The following is a 16,597-nucleotide window of genomic DNA, read 5'->3' as shown; positions in this document are numbered from 1 at the left end:
GCCTATGCGATCCGCGCCGGGCCGATGACCTGCGTCAGCGGCACCCAGGAGGTTCACGCAGATGAGATCCGCCCGCAGAACGAGCATTCTGGCCCTCGCGAGCGCGGCGGCCGCGTCCGTGCTCGCGGTGCCGCTGCCCGCCGCGGCCGCCACGGCGGTGCACGAGGACTTCGAGGACGGCACCGCCGACGGCTTCACGGTCGTGACCGGCGCCTACTCGGTCGTCTCCGACGGGTCGAAGGACTACCGGACCACGTCGAGCGCCGCCCGCGCGGTCGTCGGCGATCCCGCGTCCACCGACGTCGACGTCCAGGCCGATCTGAAGGTGGCGAGCTGGTCGACCGCGACCGACCGCACCGCCGGCCTGATGGCCCGCTACACCGACACCAACAACTACTACCTGTTCATCTACGAGGACGGGCAGTTGAAGATCAGTAAGAAGATCGGCGGAACGCTCACGGTGCTGGCGAGCAAGGCGTACACGCTCGACACGGGGACCTGGTACCACCTCGGGGCGAGCGTCGGCGGCAGCACCCTGCGACTGGCCGTGAACGGCGTCGAGCAGCTGAGCACGACCACCACCGGGCTGACCGCGGGCCGGGTCGGCGTCATCTCCTTCGACGGCGACGTCCGCACCGACAACTTCACGGCCGCCGACGTCGCGGCCCCGCCCGCGGGATCGGCGTACGACACCGCGGTGCTCGCGGACTCCCCCGCCGCGTACTGGCGGCTCGGCGACGGCGGCACCGTCGTCGCGGACGCCACCGGCCACGGCCACACCGGCACCTACACCGGCTCGCCGACCGCCACGACGCTGCCCAACGGCGACCCGGCCACCAAGTTCAACGGCAGCACGCAGTACGCCACGATCGCCGACGGCGACTACCTGAGCATCCCCGGCACCGGCCAGATCACGGTCGAGGCGTGGCTGCGCCCCGACGTGCTGCAGTTCTCCCACCAGGAGAGCACCGGCTATGTGCACTGGATGGGCAAGGGAACCACCGGCCAGCACGAGTACGCGGCCCGGATGTACTCCCTCACCAACAGCGAGAGCCGCCCCAACCGGATCTCCGGCTACTCCTTCAACCTCGGCGGCGGGCTCGGCGCCGGCAGCTACTTCCAGGACACGGTGACCGCCGGCCAGTGGATCCACTACACGCTCGTCATCAACACCACGAACGTGAGCGGCGCCTATCCGACCGGATACACCAAGATCTACAAGAACGGCGTCCTGCGCGACCAGGACAGCCTCCAGGACTACGCCATCGTCCCCGGCAACGGCACCGCGCCGTTCCGGATCGCCACGCGGGACTTCGCGTCGTACTTCGAGGGTGCGATCGGCAAGGTGGCGGTCTACAACTACGAGCTCTCAGGTACGCGTATCGCGGCCCACTACGCCGCCATGTGATCCGGCCGGGGGACCTGCCCGCCGCAGGTCCCCCGGCGCCGGTCAGTCCGCGAGCGCGTGCGACAGGTCGGCCCAGAGGTCGTCGGGGTCCTCCAGCCCGACCGACACCCGCAGCAGGCCCGCGACCGGCTTGGCGTCCTCGGTCACCGGCCGGTGCGTCAGCGACGCGGGGTGCTGGATGAGCGTGTCCACGCCGCCCAGCGACACCGCGCGGGTGATCAGCCGGCAGCGCGACGCGACCTGCAAGGCCCGCTCGAACCCGCCGTCCACCTCGAACGACAGGACCGCGCCCGGCCCGGCCATCTGCCGCCCGACCAGCCCGTGCGGGTCGCATTCGGCCAGGCCCGGGTAGTGCACCTTCGTCACGGCCGGATGCGCGGCGAGCCGGTTCGCCAGCTTCAGCGCGCCCTCCTGCGCCGCGTGGACGCGTACCGGCAGCGTCTGCAACCCCCGGTGCAGCATGTAGGCCGCCCAGGGGTGCAGCAGCCCGCCGGTGATCGCCCGGATCGGCCGCAGCCGCCGCGCCCACTCCCCGCCGCAGGCGACCACCCCGGCGACGACGTCGCCGTGGCCGCCCAGGAACTTGGTCGCCGAGTGCAGCACCAGGTCCGCGCCGTGTTCCGCCGGCCGCTGCAGCACCGGCGTCGCGAACGTGTTGTCCACCAGCACCGCGACGTCACCGGCCCGCCGCTTCACGTCCGCGAGGTCCAGCAGCCGCAGGTCCGGGTTCGCCGGGGTCTCGACCACCACCAGGCCCGTGTCCGGCCGCAGCGCCGTCTCGATCTCCTCCGGGTACGCCCAGCTCACCGCGGTCCCGAGCAGTCCCGTCGCCAGCAGGTGATCGGATCCGCCGTAGAGCGGGCGTACCGCGACGATGTGCGGCGTACCGGCCGCCACCGAGGCGAGCAGGCAGGCGGTGAACGCCGCCATCCCGGACGCGAAGGCCACCGCCTCGCCGGTACCTTCCAGCTCGGCCAGCCCGGTCTCGAACCGGGCCACCGTCGGATTCCACAACCGTTGGTACACAAGGCTTCCATCGGCGGGCGGCGGATCGCCGCCGGCCAGCGCGTCATACGATTCGCCGCCCTTGACCAGGTCCGGCAGCGGGTACGTACTGGACAGGTCGATCGGCGGCACGTGCACACCCAGCTCGCCCAGGTCGCGCCGGCCCGCGTGCACCGCGGCCGTCCTCGTGTTGGCGGAAATCATGCCCGAATCGTGAACACTCCGCCCATCCTCGGCAAGAGTTCCGCATAATCTTCGGCGATTGTCGCGCATGCCGAAGATTTCGATCCGCGGCCTCGGCCATACTGAGCCGATGCCGAACGAACCTCGCCGCACCGGGCCGCCGCCGACACCGCGCCCCCAGGGTCTCGACGACCTCGACCGGCGCCTCATCGACCTGCTCAGCAACGACGGCCGCCTGCCGAACGCGGCCCTCGCCGAAGCGCTCGGCATCGCCGCCTCGACCTGCCTGGCCCGGCTGCGCGCGCTACGCGAACGCGGCGTGATCCGGGGCTTTCACGCCGACCTCGACCTGGCCCTGCTCGGCCGCCCGATCCAGGCGATGGTCTCGGTACGCCTGGCGGCCCACGACCGTGAAGCCGTGGACCGCTTCCGCGCCATCGCGCCGAAACTGCCCGGCGTCCTGTCCGTCTACCACGTGACGGGATCGACGGACTATCTCCTGCACGTGGCGGTCGGCGATCCGGCCGGACTGCGGGACGTGGTCCTCGACCGGATCGTGGCGCTGCCCGAAGTGGCGCACGCGGAGACAAGCCTCATCTTCGAACACGTACGCGGCGAAGTCCCGCTCGCGTGACGGGAGGGGATTTCAGGCGACAGGGACCTCAGGCGACGCGGAGCTGTTCTCCGTCGATGCCGACGACGTCGCCACGGTGCAGCTGCCGACCCCGGCGCGACTCCGCCTCCCCGTTGACCTGCACCTCGCCCGCGGCGATGGCGGTCTTGGCCTCGCCGCCCGAATCGATGGCGCCGGCCAGCTTGAGGAACTGCCCCAGGCGAATCATGTCGTCGCGGATCGGTACGTCTCTCATGCCGCCATTATTCCGTGGACGGATTCCGGGCCGCCCGGGTAGCCTGTCGACCAGCCGTGACATTCGCGCGAGGAGGTGAGCACCGTGAACGTTGTTTCGATGTGGGTGCTCCCCCTGTCGTCACGGTCTGGCGTCTGACGAAGGTCTCGCCCGGGAGCTCCTGCACAGGATCTTCCGAGAGGCGAGACGTCATGGATTCCACACATCTACCTTTTCCCTCCGCACCCTTTCCTTCGGGCACCGGCGAACACGCCGCAGCCGTCACCAGGATCGCCGAGCGGCACTGGCACGCCCTGGAGGACGACGAGGTCGTCGGCCGCGCCGAGGTGTCCCGCCGTCCTGACGGGCGGCTGTTCCTCAGCGTCGACGCCTGGCACGGTGCGGTCTTCGACCAGCTCGCGTACGCGATGCTGGCCGAGCTGCCGAGGCCGCTGTACACGGTCGTCGACGAGGCCGATCTCGACCTGATCGTTCAGTGGGAGCGGGCCGGCTTCGCCCCCCGCCGCCGTGAGTGGGAGTACGTCGTGCCCACCGATCCCCGGCTCACGGGTCTGGGCGCGCCGTCGTCGCCGGACGGCGTGACGGTACTGGCGCTCGGCGAGGCCGACGGCGGTCTTCTGCACGCGCTGGACAGCGCCATCCACGACGAGATCGAGGCCACCGTCGGCTGGCACACGATGCCGGCGGAGGTCCTGTCCGGTCCGGACGGCCGGCTGCGGCCGAGGCCGGCGAACTATGCCGTGGCCGTGGCCGCCGGCCACTACGTGGGACTGGTACGCGTCACGCCGCTGCCGCGCCAGCCGCGGATCGGCCTGATCGCGGTCCGGTCCGACCACCGCCGGCGCGGCATCGCCCGGCTGCTGCTCGCCGAGGTGCTGGGCTGGGCCCACCAGCGCGGGAACACCACGGCCTCGGCGGATGTCCACCAGTCCAACAGCGCGGCGATCGCGCTCTTCGAAGGCGCCGGCGCCACGCGTACGAGCAGCAACCTGGAACTGGTGCTGCGGTGACCCCGCCTTCCCGCATCGACGAACGTGGCACTGAGCAACGAATGGAGCAATGAACATGGCCAGAGCGAACGGCGGCATCCAGTTGGAGGGCATCGTCATCGAGTGCCTTCGCAACGCGAACTTCACGGTCGAACTCCAGAACGGGCACAAGGTTCTGGCGCACATCAGCGGCAAGATACGGAAGAACTACATCAAGATCCTTCCGTTCGACCGCGTACTGGTGGAGATCAGTCCCTACGACCTCGACCGCGGCCGGATCATGTTCCGCTACCGCGGCTGACACCGGCACCGGCCGGCACGACCGGGGCGTCCCAGCCCGGCGTGCCGGCCGCCTGATCCTCCGCGCGGCGCCCGGTCGCGGATTCCGGGCCGCAATTCGCGCGATTCCCTGCGGTCCGCGACCGCCACGGACAACCATGTCCCTATGGCAGAGCTGCCGCGATCCGGCGACCCGGCGCCCGAGTTCACGCTGCCGTCCGCGCCCGAGGCGAGCATCACCCTCGGTGACCTGCGCGGCCGCCCGGTCGTCCTGGCGTTCTACCCCGCCGACTTCAGCCCGGTCTGCAGCGACCAGATGGCGCTCTACCAGGCCGTCAAACCGGAGTTCGACCGCTACGACGCCGTCGTCCTCGGTATCTCGGTCGACGGGGTGTGGTGCCACCGGGCCTTCGCCGACAGCCGCAACCTGCGCTTCCCGCTGCTGTCCGACTTCGAGCCCAAGGGCGAGGTGGCGCGGGCGTACGGGTCGTTCGACGCGATCACGGGAGAGGCGCTGCGCACCCTGTTCGTCCTCGACCGCGACGGGAAGGTCTTCTGGAGCGAGGTCTCCCCGCCCGGCGTCAATCCCGGCGCGGACGGCATCCTGGCCGCGCTCGACGCGATGGCGGCCGCCACGGCTGGTGCCGCACCGGGAGGAAGCGCATGACCACGCCGTTCCACATCGAGACCGGCCGCCTGACCGTTCCGGTCACCGCCGAGGACCACGTCCGCGGCGACGCGGGCGCACCCGTCACCCTCGTCGAGTACGGGGACTACCAGTGCCCGTACTGCGGCGCGGCGTACCCGATCGTCGAGGAGCTGCTGCGGGTGCGTTCCGGTCGCGTACGGCTGGTGTTCCGCAACTTCCCGCTGACCGACGTCCACCCGCACGCGGCGGCCGCCGCGGAGTTCGCCGAATCGGCCCCGGCCGGCCGCTTCTGGGACGCCCACGACTGGCTGTTCACCCACCAGGACCGGCTGGACCCCGACAGCCTCGCCGCCGCGGCGGCCGCCCTCGATCCCAGTGGCAGCATGGCGCAGGCGATGGACCGGCGCGTACACGCCGACCGGATCCGGCACGACTTCCTGGGCGGCGTACGCAGCGGTGTCAACGGGACGCCGACGTTTTTCGTCGACGGCCGCCGCCATGACGACGACTACGCGCTGGCGACCCTGACCGCCGCCGTCGACGCGGCCGCGCGTACCTCGGGGTAGGCGGGTCCGGCGGGGTCACCGTGGCGCTCGGAACGGTTTACGATCTTCGGACCTGAGCCCCCTACCGAGCGGAACCCCTTGTGAACGACCCTTACTACAACGCCGGATACGCCATCGGCCAACTGGCGATGTGCGCCGTCTGCGCCCTCGTGGTGATCGGCGGTGCCACCGCCCTGGTGATCTTCATCGTCCGGCGCAGCAACCGGCCCAAGCCCCCGGCCGCCTACTATCCGCCGGCCTATCCCCCGGTGCAGCCGCAGTACGGCCCGCCGCCCGGCACGGTCCCGCCGCCCGCCGCGCCGGGAACCATCCCGCCGTATCCACAGGGAACGGTTGCGCCGCCGTATCCGCCCGGAACCGGGCAGCCGCCGGTGCAGTGAGGATCCCGACTGGTACGCCGCCGCGACGGCTGATCCTCGAATGGGAGCGTGACCAGTCGAAAGGGGCCGATCGGCGGCTTGACGTCGCGGGCGCCTTCTCCGGTAGTGTCGTCCAGCTTCATTGACCAACGTGACGACCATCCATGAAGTACGCCGAGAAGCGACCGCGGGGGCACGATGCCGAGACCGGAGCGACCGATCAGTGCCGAGGAAGGGCCGGTGCAGGAGTTCGCCGTCCGGCTGCGCCGGCTGCGGGCGGACGCGGGGCAGCCCTCCTATCGCGACATGGCCCGGGCGGCCGGCTACTCCGCCACGACGCTGTCCGACGCGGCGGGTGGCCGGCAGCTGGCCGGGCTGGCCGTGGTCCAGGCGTACGTGGCCGCGTGCGGGGGCGACCCCGACGAATGGGCCCGGCGGTGGCGCGAGGTGTCCGAGACGGTGGCCGGGCAGCGACCGGCGCCCGCCCCCGGCACGCCGCCCTATCAGGGCCTGGCCGCGTTCCAGGCGGCGGACGCGGGCCGATTCTTCGGCCGCGAGGAGTTCGTCGAGGAACTGGCCGCCCGCCTGACCCGCACCCGGTTCCTGGTCGTGAGCGGGGCGTCGGGCGTCGGCAAGTCGTCGGTCCTGCACGCCGGCCTGATCGCGGCGGAGCCGGGCGCGACGGCCCTGACGCCCGGCGACCGTCCGGGGCGGCACACCGCCGCGCTGCGCGACGCCGGCGACCGGCTCATCGCGGTGGACCAGTTCGAGGAGGTCTTCACGCTGTGCCGCGACGAGGCGGAGCGCGAGGAGTTCATCGATCTGCTGCTCGACCTCGCGACCCGGCCCGGTAGGAGTACCCGGGTCGTTCTCGGGGTCCGGGCCGACTTCCTCGGGGCGTGCGCGCGGCATGCCGGGCTCGCCGCGGTGATGTCGGACGCGACCGTCTTCCTCGCCCCGATGACCGAGGACCAGCTCCGGCTGGCGGTCACCGGCCCGGTCGCGCAGGCCGGTCTCACGCTGGAACGCACGCTGATCGCCCAGGTCGTCGCGGACAGCCGGGGACAGCCGGGCGCCCTGCCGCTGCTGTCGCACGCCATGCTGGAGACGTGGCGGCAGCGCCGCTCCGATCTGCTGACCCTCGTCGGCTACGAGGCGGCCGGCGGCATCGCGGGCGCGATCGCGAGCACCGCCGAACGCGTACACGACGGGCTCGACGAGCAGCACCGGTCGCTGCTGCGCCAGATCATGGTCCGGCTGATCGCCTTCGGCGACGGCACCGAGGACACGCGGCGACGCGTACGCCGGGCGGAGCTGGAGGTCGAGGGTGCGGACCGGATCCTCGACGCGCTCGTGGCGGCGCGGCTCGTGGTGGTGCACGAGGGGGCCGTCGAGATCGCCCACGAGGCGCTGATCGGGGCGTGGCCGCGGCTGCGGCAGTGGCTGACGGAGGACCGCGAGACGCTGGTCAGCCACCGCCGGCTGACCGAGGCCGCGCAGCTGTGGGAGTCCCTGGACCGCGACCCCGGCGCCCTGCTGCGGGGCACGCGGCTGGCGATCGCCGCCGAATGGGTGCAGCGCGAGCGGTCGGCCCCCGCGCTGACCGCGGGTGAGCGGTCCTTCTACGAGGCCAGCCGGGCCGCGGAGGTGGCCGAGCTGCGCGCGGTGAAGGACCGGGCCCGGCAGCTCAAGCGACTGTCCACTGTGCTCGCCGCGTTGCTGGTGTGCGTCGCCCTCGCCGGCGGCGTCGCGGTCTGGCAGTGGCGCTCGGCGCTGGCGGCCACCCGGCTGGCCACCTCCCGCGACCTGGCCAGCCACGCGACCAGGATCAGCGCCACCGACGTCCCCGGCGGGATGCGGCTCAGCCTCGACGCGTACGCGGCCGCGCCGACCGTCGACGCCCGGGGCGCGCTGCTGAGCATCGCCGGGCGGCCCGCGTACGACGGCCAGCTCACGCACGGCGAACCGGTCAAGGAGGCCGCGTTCAGCCCCGACGGCACGGTCCTGGTCGCCGCCACCCAGGACCCCACGCTCGTCGTCTGGGACGTCGCGCACCGCACCGAGCTGGCCCGGCTCGAAGACGGGCACAAGTCGGCCGTACGCGCGGTCGCGGTCGGACCCGGCCACGTCGTCGTCTCCGGCGGCCTCGACGGTTCCGTGGTGGAGTGGGACTACCAGCGGGCCAAGGTGCTGCGGGTGCTCCGGCCGCCGTCGAACTCCCAGAAGCGGCTGGAGAGCGTGGCCATCAGCCCGGACGGGAGCCTGGTCGCGGTCTCGGCCCGGGGCCTGCCGACCGAGCTGTGGCATCTGCCCGACGGCGCCCCCGTCGGCCGGCTGGCGGACCTGGGCGACCTGCTGACCCGGGTGGCGTTCAGCCCGGACGGGCACCGCCTCGTGTCCGCCGGCGTCGATCCGGTCGACCCGCGCGACGTGGTCTCACTGTGGAATGTGGACACGCGTACGCTGATCGCCCGCAGCCCCCTGCTCGACGCGGCGCCGCAGTCGGTCGCGTTCAGCCCGGACGGGCACACCGTGGGCATCGCCTCCGAGCAGATGGCCGACGTGATGCTGTGGGACACCGCCGACGGCAGCCTCAGCCGGCTGCGCGGCCACACGCACTCGGTGCGGCAGCTCGCCTTCAGCCCCGACGGCAGCCGGCTGGTGTCGGGCGGCTTCGACGAGTTCGCGATCGTCTGGGACGTGCGCCGCAAGGCCCTCGTCACGAAGCTGTTCGGGCACAGCAGCGAGCTCTACACCGTCGCGTACAGCCCGGACGGGCGCACCATCGCGACCGGCAGCAAGGACCGCCGGATCCTGCTCTTCGACCTCGCCGAGCAGCCGTTCACCGGTCACGTCGACCGGGTCAACGGGATCGCCGCCAGCCCGGACGGCCGCCTGCTGGCCTCGGCGAGCAAGGACGCCACGGTCGTCGTCTGGGATCCCGCCACCCGCAAGACCGTCACCGTCCTGACGGGGAACACCGCCCGGGTCGCCGACGTCGCGTTCAGTCCCGACAGCCGGCTGCTCGCCTCCGCCGGCGACGACCGGACGTTCCGCGTCTGGGACACGCGTACCTGGGCGATGCGGACCTTCACCGGGCCGAAGGACCTGCCGGTGGCGGTCGTCTTCAGCCCCGACAGCCGGCTGCTCGCGGCCACCTATCCCGCCCAGGTGGTGGTCGTGGACACCGCCACCGGCGCCGTCCGCTCCACGGTGGCCGTTCCCAAGAACCGCAAGTTCACCAGGGCCGTCTTCCGCGACGAGCACACCCTCGTCCTCGGCGGCGACGACACCACCGTGTGGATCCATCCGCTGGACGGCGTACCCGGGGCGGATGTCGCGCTGCACAACCCGGCGCCCGTCCTCGACGTGGCGGTCGATCCCGGCCGGCGGTGGCTGGCCGTCGGGACGGCCGACGGCTCGGTGACGGTGTGGAACCTGGCCGACGGCACCGGCCGGACCCTGCCGAACGTGCACAACGGCCTCGTCGCCCTCGTGCGGTTCAGCCCGGACGGCCGGTTCCTGGCCAGTTCGGGCACGGACCAGAACATCGACGTGTGGGACGTGGCCTCCCTGACACTGTGGGCGCGCCTGACCGGCCACCAGTACGACGTGCAGGGTCTCACCTTCAGCCCGTCCGGCACCACCCTCTACAGTGGATCGATCGACCAGACGGTCAGCGCCTGGCCCCTCGATCCCGCCGCGGCCGTCCGCACGATCTGCGCCGCGCTGCGCGACAACTTCCACACGGCACCGTCCACACCGGACGAATGCGCCGCCGGCTGAGGCGGGCCGGGCACCGCGTGCCCGGCCCACCACCGGTCAGCTGATCATTCCGATCGACTGCAGGTCGGCCGTGAACGTGCTCGTCTCGACGTCGAGCATCGCGAACGACAGCGGCATCGGGAACAGGACCGTGTGCTCGGTCCAGCCGTCGTCGGGCGATCGGCGGTACAGCCCGTCGTCCTTCGCCCACGAGTTGCCGCTCTTGCCGCCGCTGAGGAACGTGGTCCCCGGCCGCAGCAGGTTGATGCCCGGCGGGTCACCGATGCCGGAGCCGATGAACGACGCCAGCGGTGCGATGGCCGCCCGCCCCGCCCCGGGGGCGAGATTGCCGGCGAGGTTGCCCACCCCGTCCATCATGCCCTGCCCGTTGTGCCCCGTCTGGCCGTACGACAAGACGATCTGCGTCAGCGACGTCGGTACGCTCACCCAGGGATTCGGCGAGTTCGCCAGCCCGCCCAGCGCCTCGGCCGGATCGCCGCGGTAGGCCCCGCAGCTCTGCGTGTTGCCGCCCATCTTCGCGCAGATCTCCTGGAAGAAGTAGCCCTGGCTGGAAGCGGGACAGGTGATGCCGTCCATCTTCGGGCAGTCGTGGGTGTAACGGTCGACGACCCCGCACTTCGACGCCGGGCAGTTCCACTGGTTGAGCGCGTCGCCGAGGGTGAAGTCCTTGCTGCCGGTGTAGTGGAACTCCTTCTTGTAGTCGCTGTACTCCCGGTCGGTCAGCGGCCGGCCGTACATGCTGGTGTTCAGCAGCGCGGCGATGCGGATGTTCTTCTGCTGCGTCTCCACGCACGCGGCGTCGCAGCGGTTCTCGGCCTTGTTCATCGGGCTGTTCTGGTCGAGGAAGTCCCGGCTCGTGGTGCCCTCCGGGTCGCTCTGGCGGATCGGGTTGCTGCCGGTGTAGACGTATCCGTTGAGCTGGCTGGGATCGCTGGTCTCCAGGACCGGGTCGACGCTGACGAACCGGCCGATCACCGGGTCGTACTCCCGCACGCCCAGCGTGGTCAGGCCGGTGCCGTCGACGGCTCCGCCCAGGTAGCCGTGGCTGTTGGGCCACGCCACGGTGCCGCCCCGCGGTGCGCCGTAGGGCGTCTGGTGGCGTACCGTCGCGGTCTGCGGTGCGCCCGCGCCGATCGCGATCGCCGACGTCCCCTGCTGGTCGCCGATCAGCCAGGTCAGCCCGCTCGGCGTACGCTGGGCGATGTTCTGGGTGCCCTGGGCGTAGAACCGGGTGGCCGACACGAGCGCGCCGAGCGCGTCGACCCGGACCTCCTGGCCCGACAGGTACAGCGTCGCGCCGGACGGGTCCCGCTTGACGAGCTGCTTGCCGTCGACGTCGTAGACGTAGCGGACCGTGCCGGCCGAGTCGGTGAGGGTGTCCAGCCGGCCCTCACTGTTCCAGGTCAGCGTCTGGGTCCCTTGCGGACCCGGCCGGCTCGTCGTGGCGCCGTTGCTCTTGCCGGCCGCGTCGGTGTAGCCGAAGGACGCGGTCTGCGTACCGGTGTTGTCGGTGGTTGCGGCCGAGGTCAGCTCGTGCGCCCCGGCGGCGGTCGGCGCCGGGTACGCGTACGCCGTCGTCCGGTCGCCGGTGGCGGTGCCGTGCTCGACCTGCCGCGTACGCAGACCGGCCGAGTCGATCGTCCACGTGGTCCAGTACGGTGCCGGGCTGGCGCCGATGTTGGACTGGACCGGGGCGGTGCACGTGCCGTCCGCCGGCGTCCACGCCTGGGTGAGCCGGTCGAGGCCGTCGGTCTGGAAGCACTGCGTCTCCGTGCCGGCGACCGGGGACACCTCCACGATCTTGTTCGGGTTGCCGGCGTCGTCGTAGGAGAAGTTCAGGTCGGACACCGTGGACGGTGCGGTGTCCCGCGTCGTCCAGATCCGGCTCAGCCGGCCGGTGGCGTCGTCCCAGTAGTCGCCGATCTGCACCGCGGGGCCGCCGTTGTTGGTCAGCGTCAGGGTGCCGAGCTGCCCGTAGGACGTGTAGCTCGTCGAGGCCACGTAGGTGTCGCCGAGCGTCGTGGTCAGCGTGGTGGGCATGCCGGTGTCGGAGTACCCGTGGGTGAGGGTCTCGGCACCGAGCCCGCCGGTCCCGCCGATCGCGGGCAGCCGGTAGGTGTGCGTCGAACCGTCGGTGTTGTAGGTCGTGGTGTAGGTGTAGGTGCCCCCCAGTCCGGTCTCCGCGGCCGGGATGCGGATCTCGTTGGTGCTCGGCCGACCGGCCGCGTCCAGCGCCGTGACCGCGGTGACGTACGCGTTGCCGCCCGCGTACCGGGTGGAGGTGGTGAGCAGGCCGCGGCTGTTGGCCAGCTCGTCGTACGCCCAGCCGGCGAGCTGCGTACCGGTGGTGGTGCCGAGGTACTCCCCGGTCTTGCGGTGCAGCGGATCGTTGTACGCGAACGCGAGCGTCACCCCGCGGCCGTCGGTCGTCGAGGTCACCCGCCCGGCGTCGTCGTAGGTGCTGCTGGTGGATCCGGCATCGGGGTCCGTCCCGGCGATCAGCCGGCCCCGCAGGTCGTACGTCTTGGTCCAGACGCTGCCACCGGGGTTGCGCAGCCGGCTGAGCTGGTTCTTGGCGTTGAACGTGTAGGTGGTGGCGTCGTAGGTGGACGGATCCGTGCCGCCGGCCGCCGCCCCCGCGTGGTACTGGCGCAGCTCCACCGTGCGGCCCTGCGCATCCTTGATCGTCGACGACGCGATGCCGCCGGCCGGCGGGGTCACGTCGGTGCGGTCACCGGTGTACGCCGTCGACACGTGCCACAGCTGCGTCGTCTTCGAGTTCGTGTCGGCCTCGACCGGCCGGCCGGAACCGTCGAACAGGGTCCGCGACCACTGGCTGATGCTGTCGCTGGCGTCGGCCGGGACGAACATCGTGGTCGACGGGGCCCCGGCGGCCAGGTACGGCCCCCAGGTCATGTACGTGCGGCCGGCCGCGTCGTAGAACGTGTCGGTGATGATCCGGCCGCCGCCCGTGCCCGCCTCCGGCCGCTGGGTCTGGCGTACCCGCAGCAGCGCGTCGTAGATCGTCCGGCTGGTCAGGTAGTTGCCGTTCGGCCCGAGGGCGTTCGTCGTGACGACCGACGGCGCGGTGGCCGACATCGCGTACTGGTAGGAGGTCGTGGGGTTGGTGGGGTAGGTGGCCTTGGCGTGGCCCGGCTTCCAGACACTGACCAGGCGGCCCATCGGGTCGTAGGCGGTGTCGGTACGCCGGCCGTTGTTGTCGGTGACGCCGACCTTGACGCCCCAGGCGGGCTCGAAGTCGGTGCTGGTGGACCAGGTGGTGGCACCGCTGGTGCTGACCGTCTTCGTGACCGGCCCGCCGCTCGCCGGCGTGTACGCGGTGGTGGTGTGGTCGCCGTTGACGTCGGTGACGTCGACCGACCGGCCGTACGCGTCGTAGCCGCTCGTGGCGGTGGTCAGGAACGTGCCGCTGTTGTTCTGCCAGTCCTTGAGGGTTTCCTTGCGGGTGACGTCGCCCTTGGTCGGCGCGCTGCCCCAGTTCTGGCCGTCGAAGCTGGTCCGCTCGTCGGCGACGACGTCGGCCTGGGTGAAGACCTTGCCGGGCGCCGTGGCCGCCGCGCACGTCATCGCGTACGTGCGGGTCTCCTTGATCGAGACGAGGATCCCGGCCCCGGTGTTGCGCGCGTAGTCGGTCAGCGTGCAGGTCTCGTCGCCGGTGACGGCGGTGTCGCCGTTGTCGGTCACCGCCGACGGCATCGCGTACGCGTCGAAGTCGGTGTGCGTGTCCGTCCACCGGTCCGCGCGGCCGTGGTCCAGGGCGACCCAGCTGTGGGTCTCCTGCGTGCTGGTGAACCGGGCCTGCACGGTGCTGCCGTCGAGCGTACGCGTCGCCGTCGCCGAGGACGTCCACGGATCGCTGACGGTGCCGGAGATCGCCGCCCCCGACGGTCCGTTGTAGACGATCGATTCGCGGGCGAGGCCGGCGTACTGGTCGTCGTCGGCCAGCGTCGCCAGGCCCTTCGAGTCCGCCACCGACGCCGACCGGGTCCCCGAGGACAGCTTGTCGCCGTTCATGCCCCGGAAGTACAGCGACTTGGCCATCGTGCGCGCGGTGCCGGTCCCGGTGTAGGTCAGGACGGCCGAGTAGCCCCGCCACTGGCTCCACGTCCGGAACTTCGCCTTGGTCAGGCCGTCGTCGTCGGCGTAGTGCCAGGCGGGCGTACCGACGTAGGTGTAGCTGGTGATGCTCGACTGCGCGCCCGGCGTGCTGCCGGTCGAGTCGAACTGCTCCACCTGCTTGACGACGTACTTGTGGAAGTAGTCCAGGATCTCGGTGCCCAGATCCGGCGGGGTCCACCGGACCGGGTAGCAGAGCTTGGTGTTGGTGTCCGGCGCCGAGGGCATGTTCGTCCCCGCGACGCACTCCGGGTCGGAGTAGGTCACCAGGATCTTGCCGCCGGTCTCGCTGTCGATCTCGATGAGGCGTGGCCAGTTCATCGGCCGCAGACCGTTCGTCAGCGCGGTGTCGACCCGGTTGTTCATCGCCTTGGGCACGAACTTCACGTCCGGCACGGTCGCCGAACCGCCGACGAGTCCCGTGTGCGACAGGGAGTCCAGCCACAGCCCGGCGCGCGTACCGTCGCCCGGGTCGGGGAAGGTGTGGTGCAGCGTCCACTGCTCCACGTCCCGGTAGCCGCTCGAACCCATCACCCGGGTCTTCACCGAGGCCAGCCGCTGGTCGGTCCAGAACGTCGGGCTGTTGAACGAGCAGGTGCCGCTGGTGCACGACTGGTCCCACGGCGTGTCCGGCCAGTGCGTGGCGTCGTGCGTGGAGCACGCGGACAGGCAGCGGTCGCCGGGCGTGAACACCACCGTCATCGGCGCCGAGGCCGAGGTCTCGTCGGTGTCGGTGCCCGACCGGTTGGTCGTCCCGTAGTCGATGTGGTTCAGGAAACCGCCGCGGGTGTAGGTCGCCGTCGTGGCACCGTTGTTGGCCGCGTACTTGTTGGTCTGCGGCGTGTACCAGAACGACTCGGTGTTGCCGTGGGTGTCGACGACGTAGTCGAGGTTCCACTGCCACGCCTGGGCGCACGACGACGTCGCGTACGTGCTCTTGTTGCACGGCTCGCCGCTGTCGTTGCCGTACACGGGAACCGTGTAGACGGAGTTGGTCGTCTTGTTCGCCGGGGCCGTGCCCGTGTAGCCGGTCGGCCGGTTCAGCCCGAAGTAGTACTGCGTGCCTTCGCTGGTGGTCACGACCCAGTACTCGCCGTTGTCGTCGCCGTTGGTCGCGCCGGTGAACCGCTTGATCCGCCAGCCCGTCTCGGTACGCATGTGCCACTGGCCGTCGCTCGCGTTGTAGAGCAGTTCCGAGGAGTGCCCGTTGAGGGTGAGCGACGCGTTGTCGGTCTTCCAGCACTGGTCGCCGGTCTTGACGCTGTTGTTGGCGCCGGTGTGCATGTCGTCGGCGCAGCCCACGTACGACCGGGAGATCTCCCCCGGGTTGTACGAGAAGCCCTCGCCGATCCAGGTCGTCTGGTTGTTCGTCGCGGCCATCTGGCCGTCGACGGCCTGCGAGGAGTAGGACAGCGACACCGAGGGCGCCGGCCCGCCGAGCGCCGGCGGCGTGCGCAGGTCGTAGGACCAGCTGAAGCCGCCGCTGTTGCCGCCGGCCGACCAGGTGCCCGACGCCTTGAGCGGGGTCGCGCCGTAGTCGCCGTCGCCACTGCTGCCACCGGCGGTGAGGGCGACCATCGTGTCCTGGGCCGCCGCCACGTGCACGGTCGCCGTGGCGGTGCGCCCGTCGTTGGCGGTCGCCAGCGGTACGGGACGGCAGCCCGGCGCGGTCGCGTCGAGGCAGCCGGCGGGCAGCTGGGAAAGGCGCAGGCGCTGCGACCAGTCGGCCCCGTACGCCCCGGCGAATCCGCTGAAGTCGACCGTGACCGCCGCGACGGACGCCGCCGCGACGTTCACATTGGCGGCGGTGGGCCGGTGCAGCCGGACGAGGAGGGCCGCGCCCTGCCTGTCGGCGGTGGCATGGTCGGCGACCGTCACCGTCAGCTGCTGCGCGTCGGCGCCCCGCGACGGGGTGCCCGCAGGGCGGGACAGGTAGACCGGCAGGCCCCCCGCGCGTACGCGGGCCGGCCTGCTCGCGGCGGCGGACCGGTCGGCGGCGGCGATCGCGGTCACGCCGCTGTCCCAGCCGACGGTCGCGGTCCCGGCCGCCGGCCAGCGGGGCGCGGCGGCCTGGAACGGGGTGACCTCGTGCCGGGCCTGCGCCTGGGGCACGGCGTCGTGCCCGGCCACCACGGCGACCGGCTGCGCGTGCTGGGTCGGTCCGGCCGGCGGGGCGGCGGCGGCCGGTACGGCCGGCAGTGCCGTCAGCCCGGCCGCCGTCACGGCGAGCGCGGTGACGCCCGCGAGGAGGCCGCGTCTCGTTCGGACGCGGTGATACCACATGCTCATACCCTTGTCTCCCAATGACTTCAATAAATCCACAGTGGATGGAAACCGGGCGGGCGGCGGCCGCCCGCCCGGTACGCA

At 71.7% G+C, this 16,597-nt stretch carries 11 protein-coding genes; 8 read left to right on the top strand and 3 right to left on the bottom strand.

Annotated elements, in window-relative coordinates; all coding sequences use genetic code 11:
* Positions 1-61: 61 nt before the first annotated feature.
* Entirely contained in the window at positions 62-1,408 is a 1,347-nt protein-coding gene (locus tag G401_RS53275; protein WP_051367106.1) for a LamG-like jellyroll fold domain-containing protein, read from the top strand.
* Positions 1,409-1,450: 42 nt separating this feature from the next.
* On the opposite strand, the gene G401_RS0124700 is transcribed toward G401_RS53275, so the two are convergent.
* On the bottom strand, positions 1,451-2,617 hold the full coding sequence (locus G401_RS0124700) for a trans-sulfuration enzyme family protein (protein ID WP_027344595.1): 1,167 nt from the start codon (positions 2,615-2,617) through the stop codon (positions 1,451-1,453).
* 109 nt (positions 2,618-2,726) lie between these two features.
* Here G401_RS0124700 and G401_RS0124695 point away from each other — a divergent pair, with 109 nt between their 5' ends.
* Positions 2,727-3,230 carry an Lrp/AsnC family transcriptional regulator gene (locus G401_RS0124695; protein ID WP_027344594.1) on the top strand — a complete coding sequence of 168 codons (504 nt, stop codon included), beginning with the start codon at positions 2,727-2,729 and terminating at the stop codon, positions 3,228-3,230.
* A 28-nt stretch (positions 3,231-3,258) separates the two neighbouring features.
* Here G401_RS0124695 and G401_RS0124690 read toward each other — a convergent pair whose 3' ends face one another.
* Positions 3,259-3,465, bottom strand: a complete 207-nt coding sequence (locus G401_RS0124690) for an RNA-binding S4 domain-containing protein (protein WP_027344593.1) — start codon at positions 3,463-3,465, stop codon at positions 3,259-3,261.
* 191 nt (positions 3,466-3,656) lie between these two features.
* Here G401_RS0124690 and G401_RS0124685 point away from each other — a divergent pair, with 191 nt between their 5' ends.
* The 6 genes from G401_RS0124685 (at position 3,657) to G401_RS48125 (ending at position 10,093) form a co-directional block, all read left to right on the top strand.
* Positions 3,657-4,475 (top strand): GNAT family N-acetyltransferase, encoded by an 819-nt coding sequence (locus G401_RS0124685; RefSeq protein WP_027344592.1) that lies wholly within the window; start codon positions 3,657-3,659, stop codon positions 4,473-4,475.
* A 55-nt stretch (positions 4,476-4,530) separates the two neighbouring features.
* Entirely contained in the window at positions 4,531-4,755 is a 225-nt protein-coding gene (gene infA, locus G401_RS0124680) for a translation initiation factor IF-1 (RefSeq protein WP_027344591.1), read from the top strand.
* A 144-nt stretch (positions 4,756-4,899) separates the two neighbouring features.
* Positions 4,900-5,400 carry a redoxin domain-containing protein gene (locus G401_RS48135; RefSeq protein ID WP_034592977.1) on the top strand — a complete coding sequence of 167 codons (501 nt, stop codon included), beginning with the start codon at positions 4,900-4,902 and terminating at the stop codon, positions 5,398-5,400.
* Entirely contained in the window at positions 5,397-5,948 is a 552-nt protein-coding gene (locus G401_RS0124670) for a DsbA family protein (RefSeq protein WP_027344590.1), read from the top strand. The genes G401_RS48135 and G401_RS0124670 overlap by 4 nt, the downstream gene beginning before the upstream one ends.
* Positions 5,949-6,028: 80 nt before the next feature.
* Positions 6,029-6,328, top strand: coding sequence for a hypothetical protein (locus G401_RS48130; protein ID WP_034592975.1), 300 nt, complete (start codon positions 6,029-6,031; stop codon positions 6,326-6,328).
* A 219-nt stretch (positions 6,329-6,547) separates the two neighbouring features.
* Positions 6,548-10,093 (top strand): nSTAND1 domain-containing NTPase, encoded by a 3,546-nt coding sequence (locus G401_RS48125; RefSeq protein WP_051367105.1) that lies wholly within the window; start codon positions 6,548-6,550, stop codon positions 10,091-10,093.
* Between the two features lie 36 nt (positions 10,094-10,129).
* Here G401_RS48125 and G401_RS48120 read toward each other — a convergent pair whose 3' ends face one another.
* A complete protein-coding gene (locus G401_RS48120) occupies positions 10,130-16,513 on the bottom strand; it encodes an RHS repeat domain-containing protein (RefSeq protein WP_157546286.1) in 6,384 nt (2,127 codons plus the stop codon).
* Between the last annotated feature and the right edge of the window lie 84 nt (positions 16,514-16,597).

This window comes from Hamadaea tsunoensis DSM 44101 (genome assembly GCF_000428945.1).
Taxonomy (GTDB): Bacteria; Actinomycetota; Actinomycetes; order Mycobacteriales; family Micromonosporaceae; genus Hamadaea; species Hamadaea tsunoensis.
Note: the sequence above shows the minus strand (reverse complement) of the source record. Positions and strands in the feature narration are given on the sequence as shown.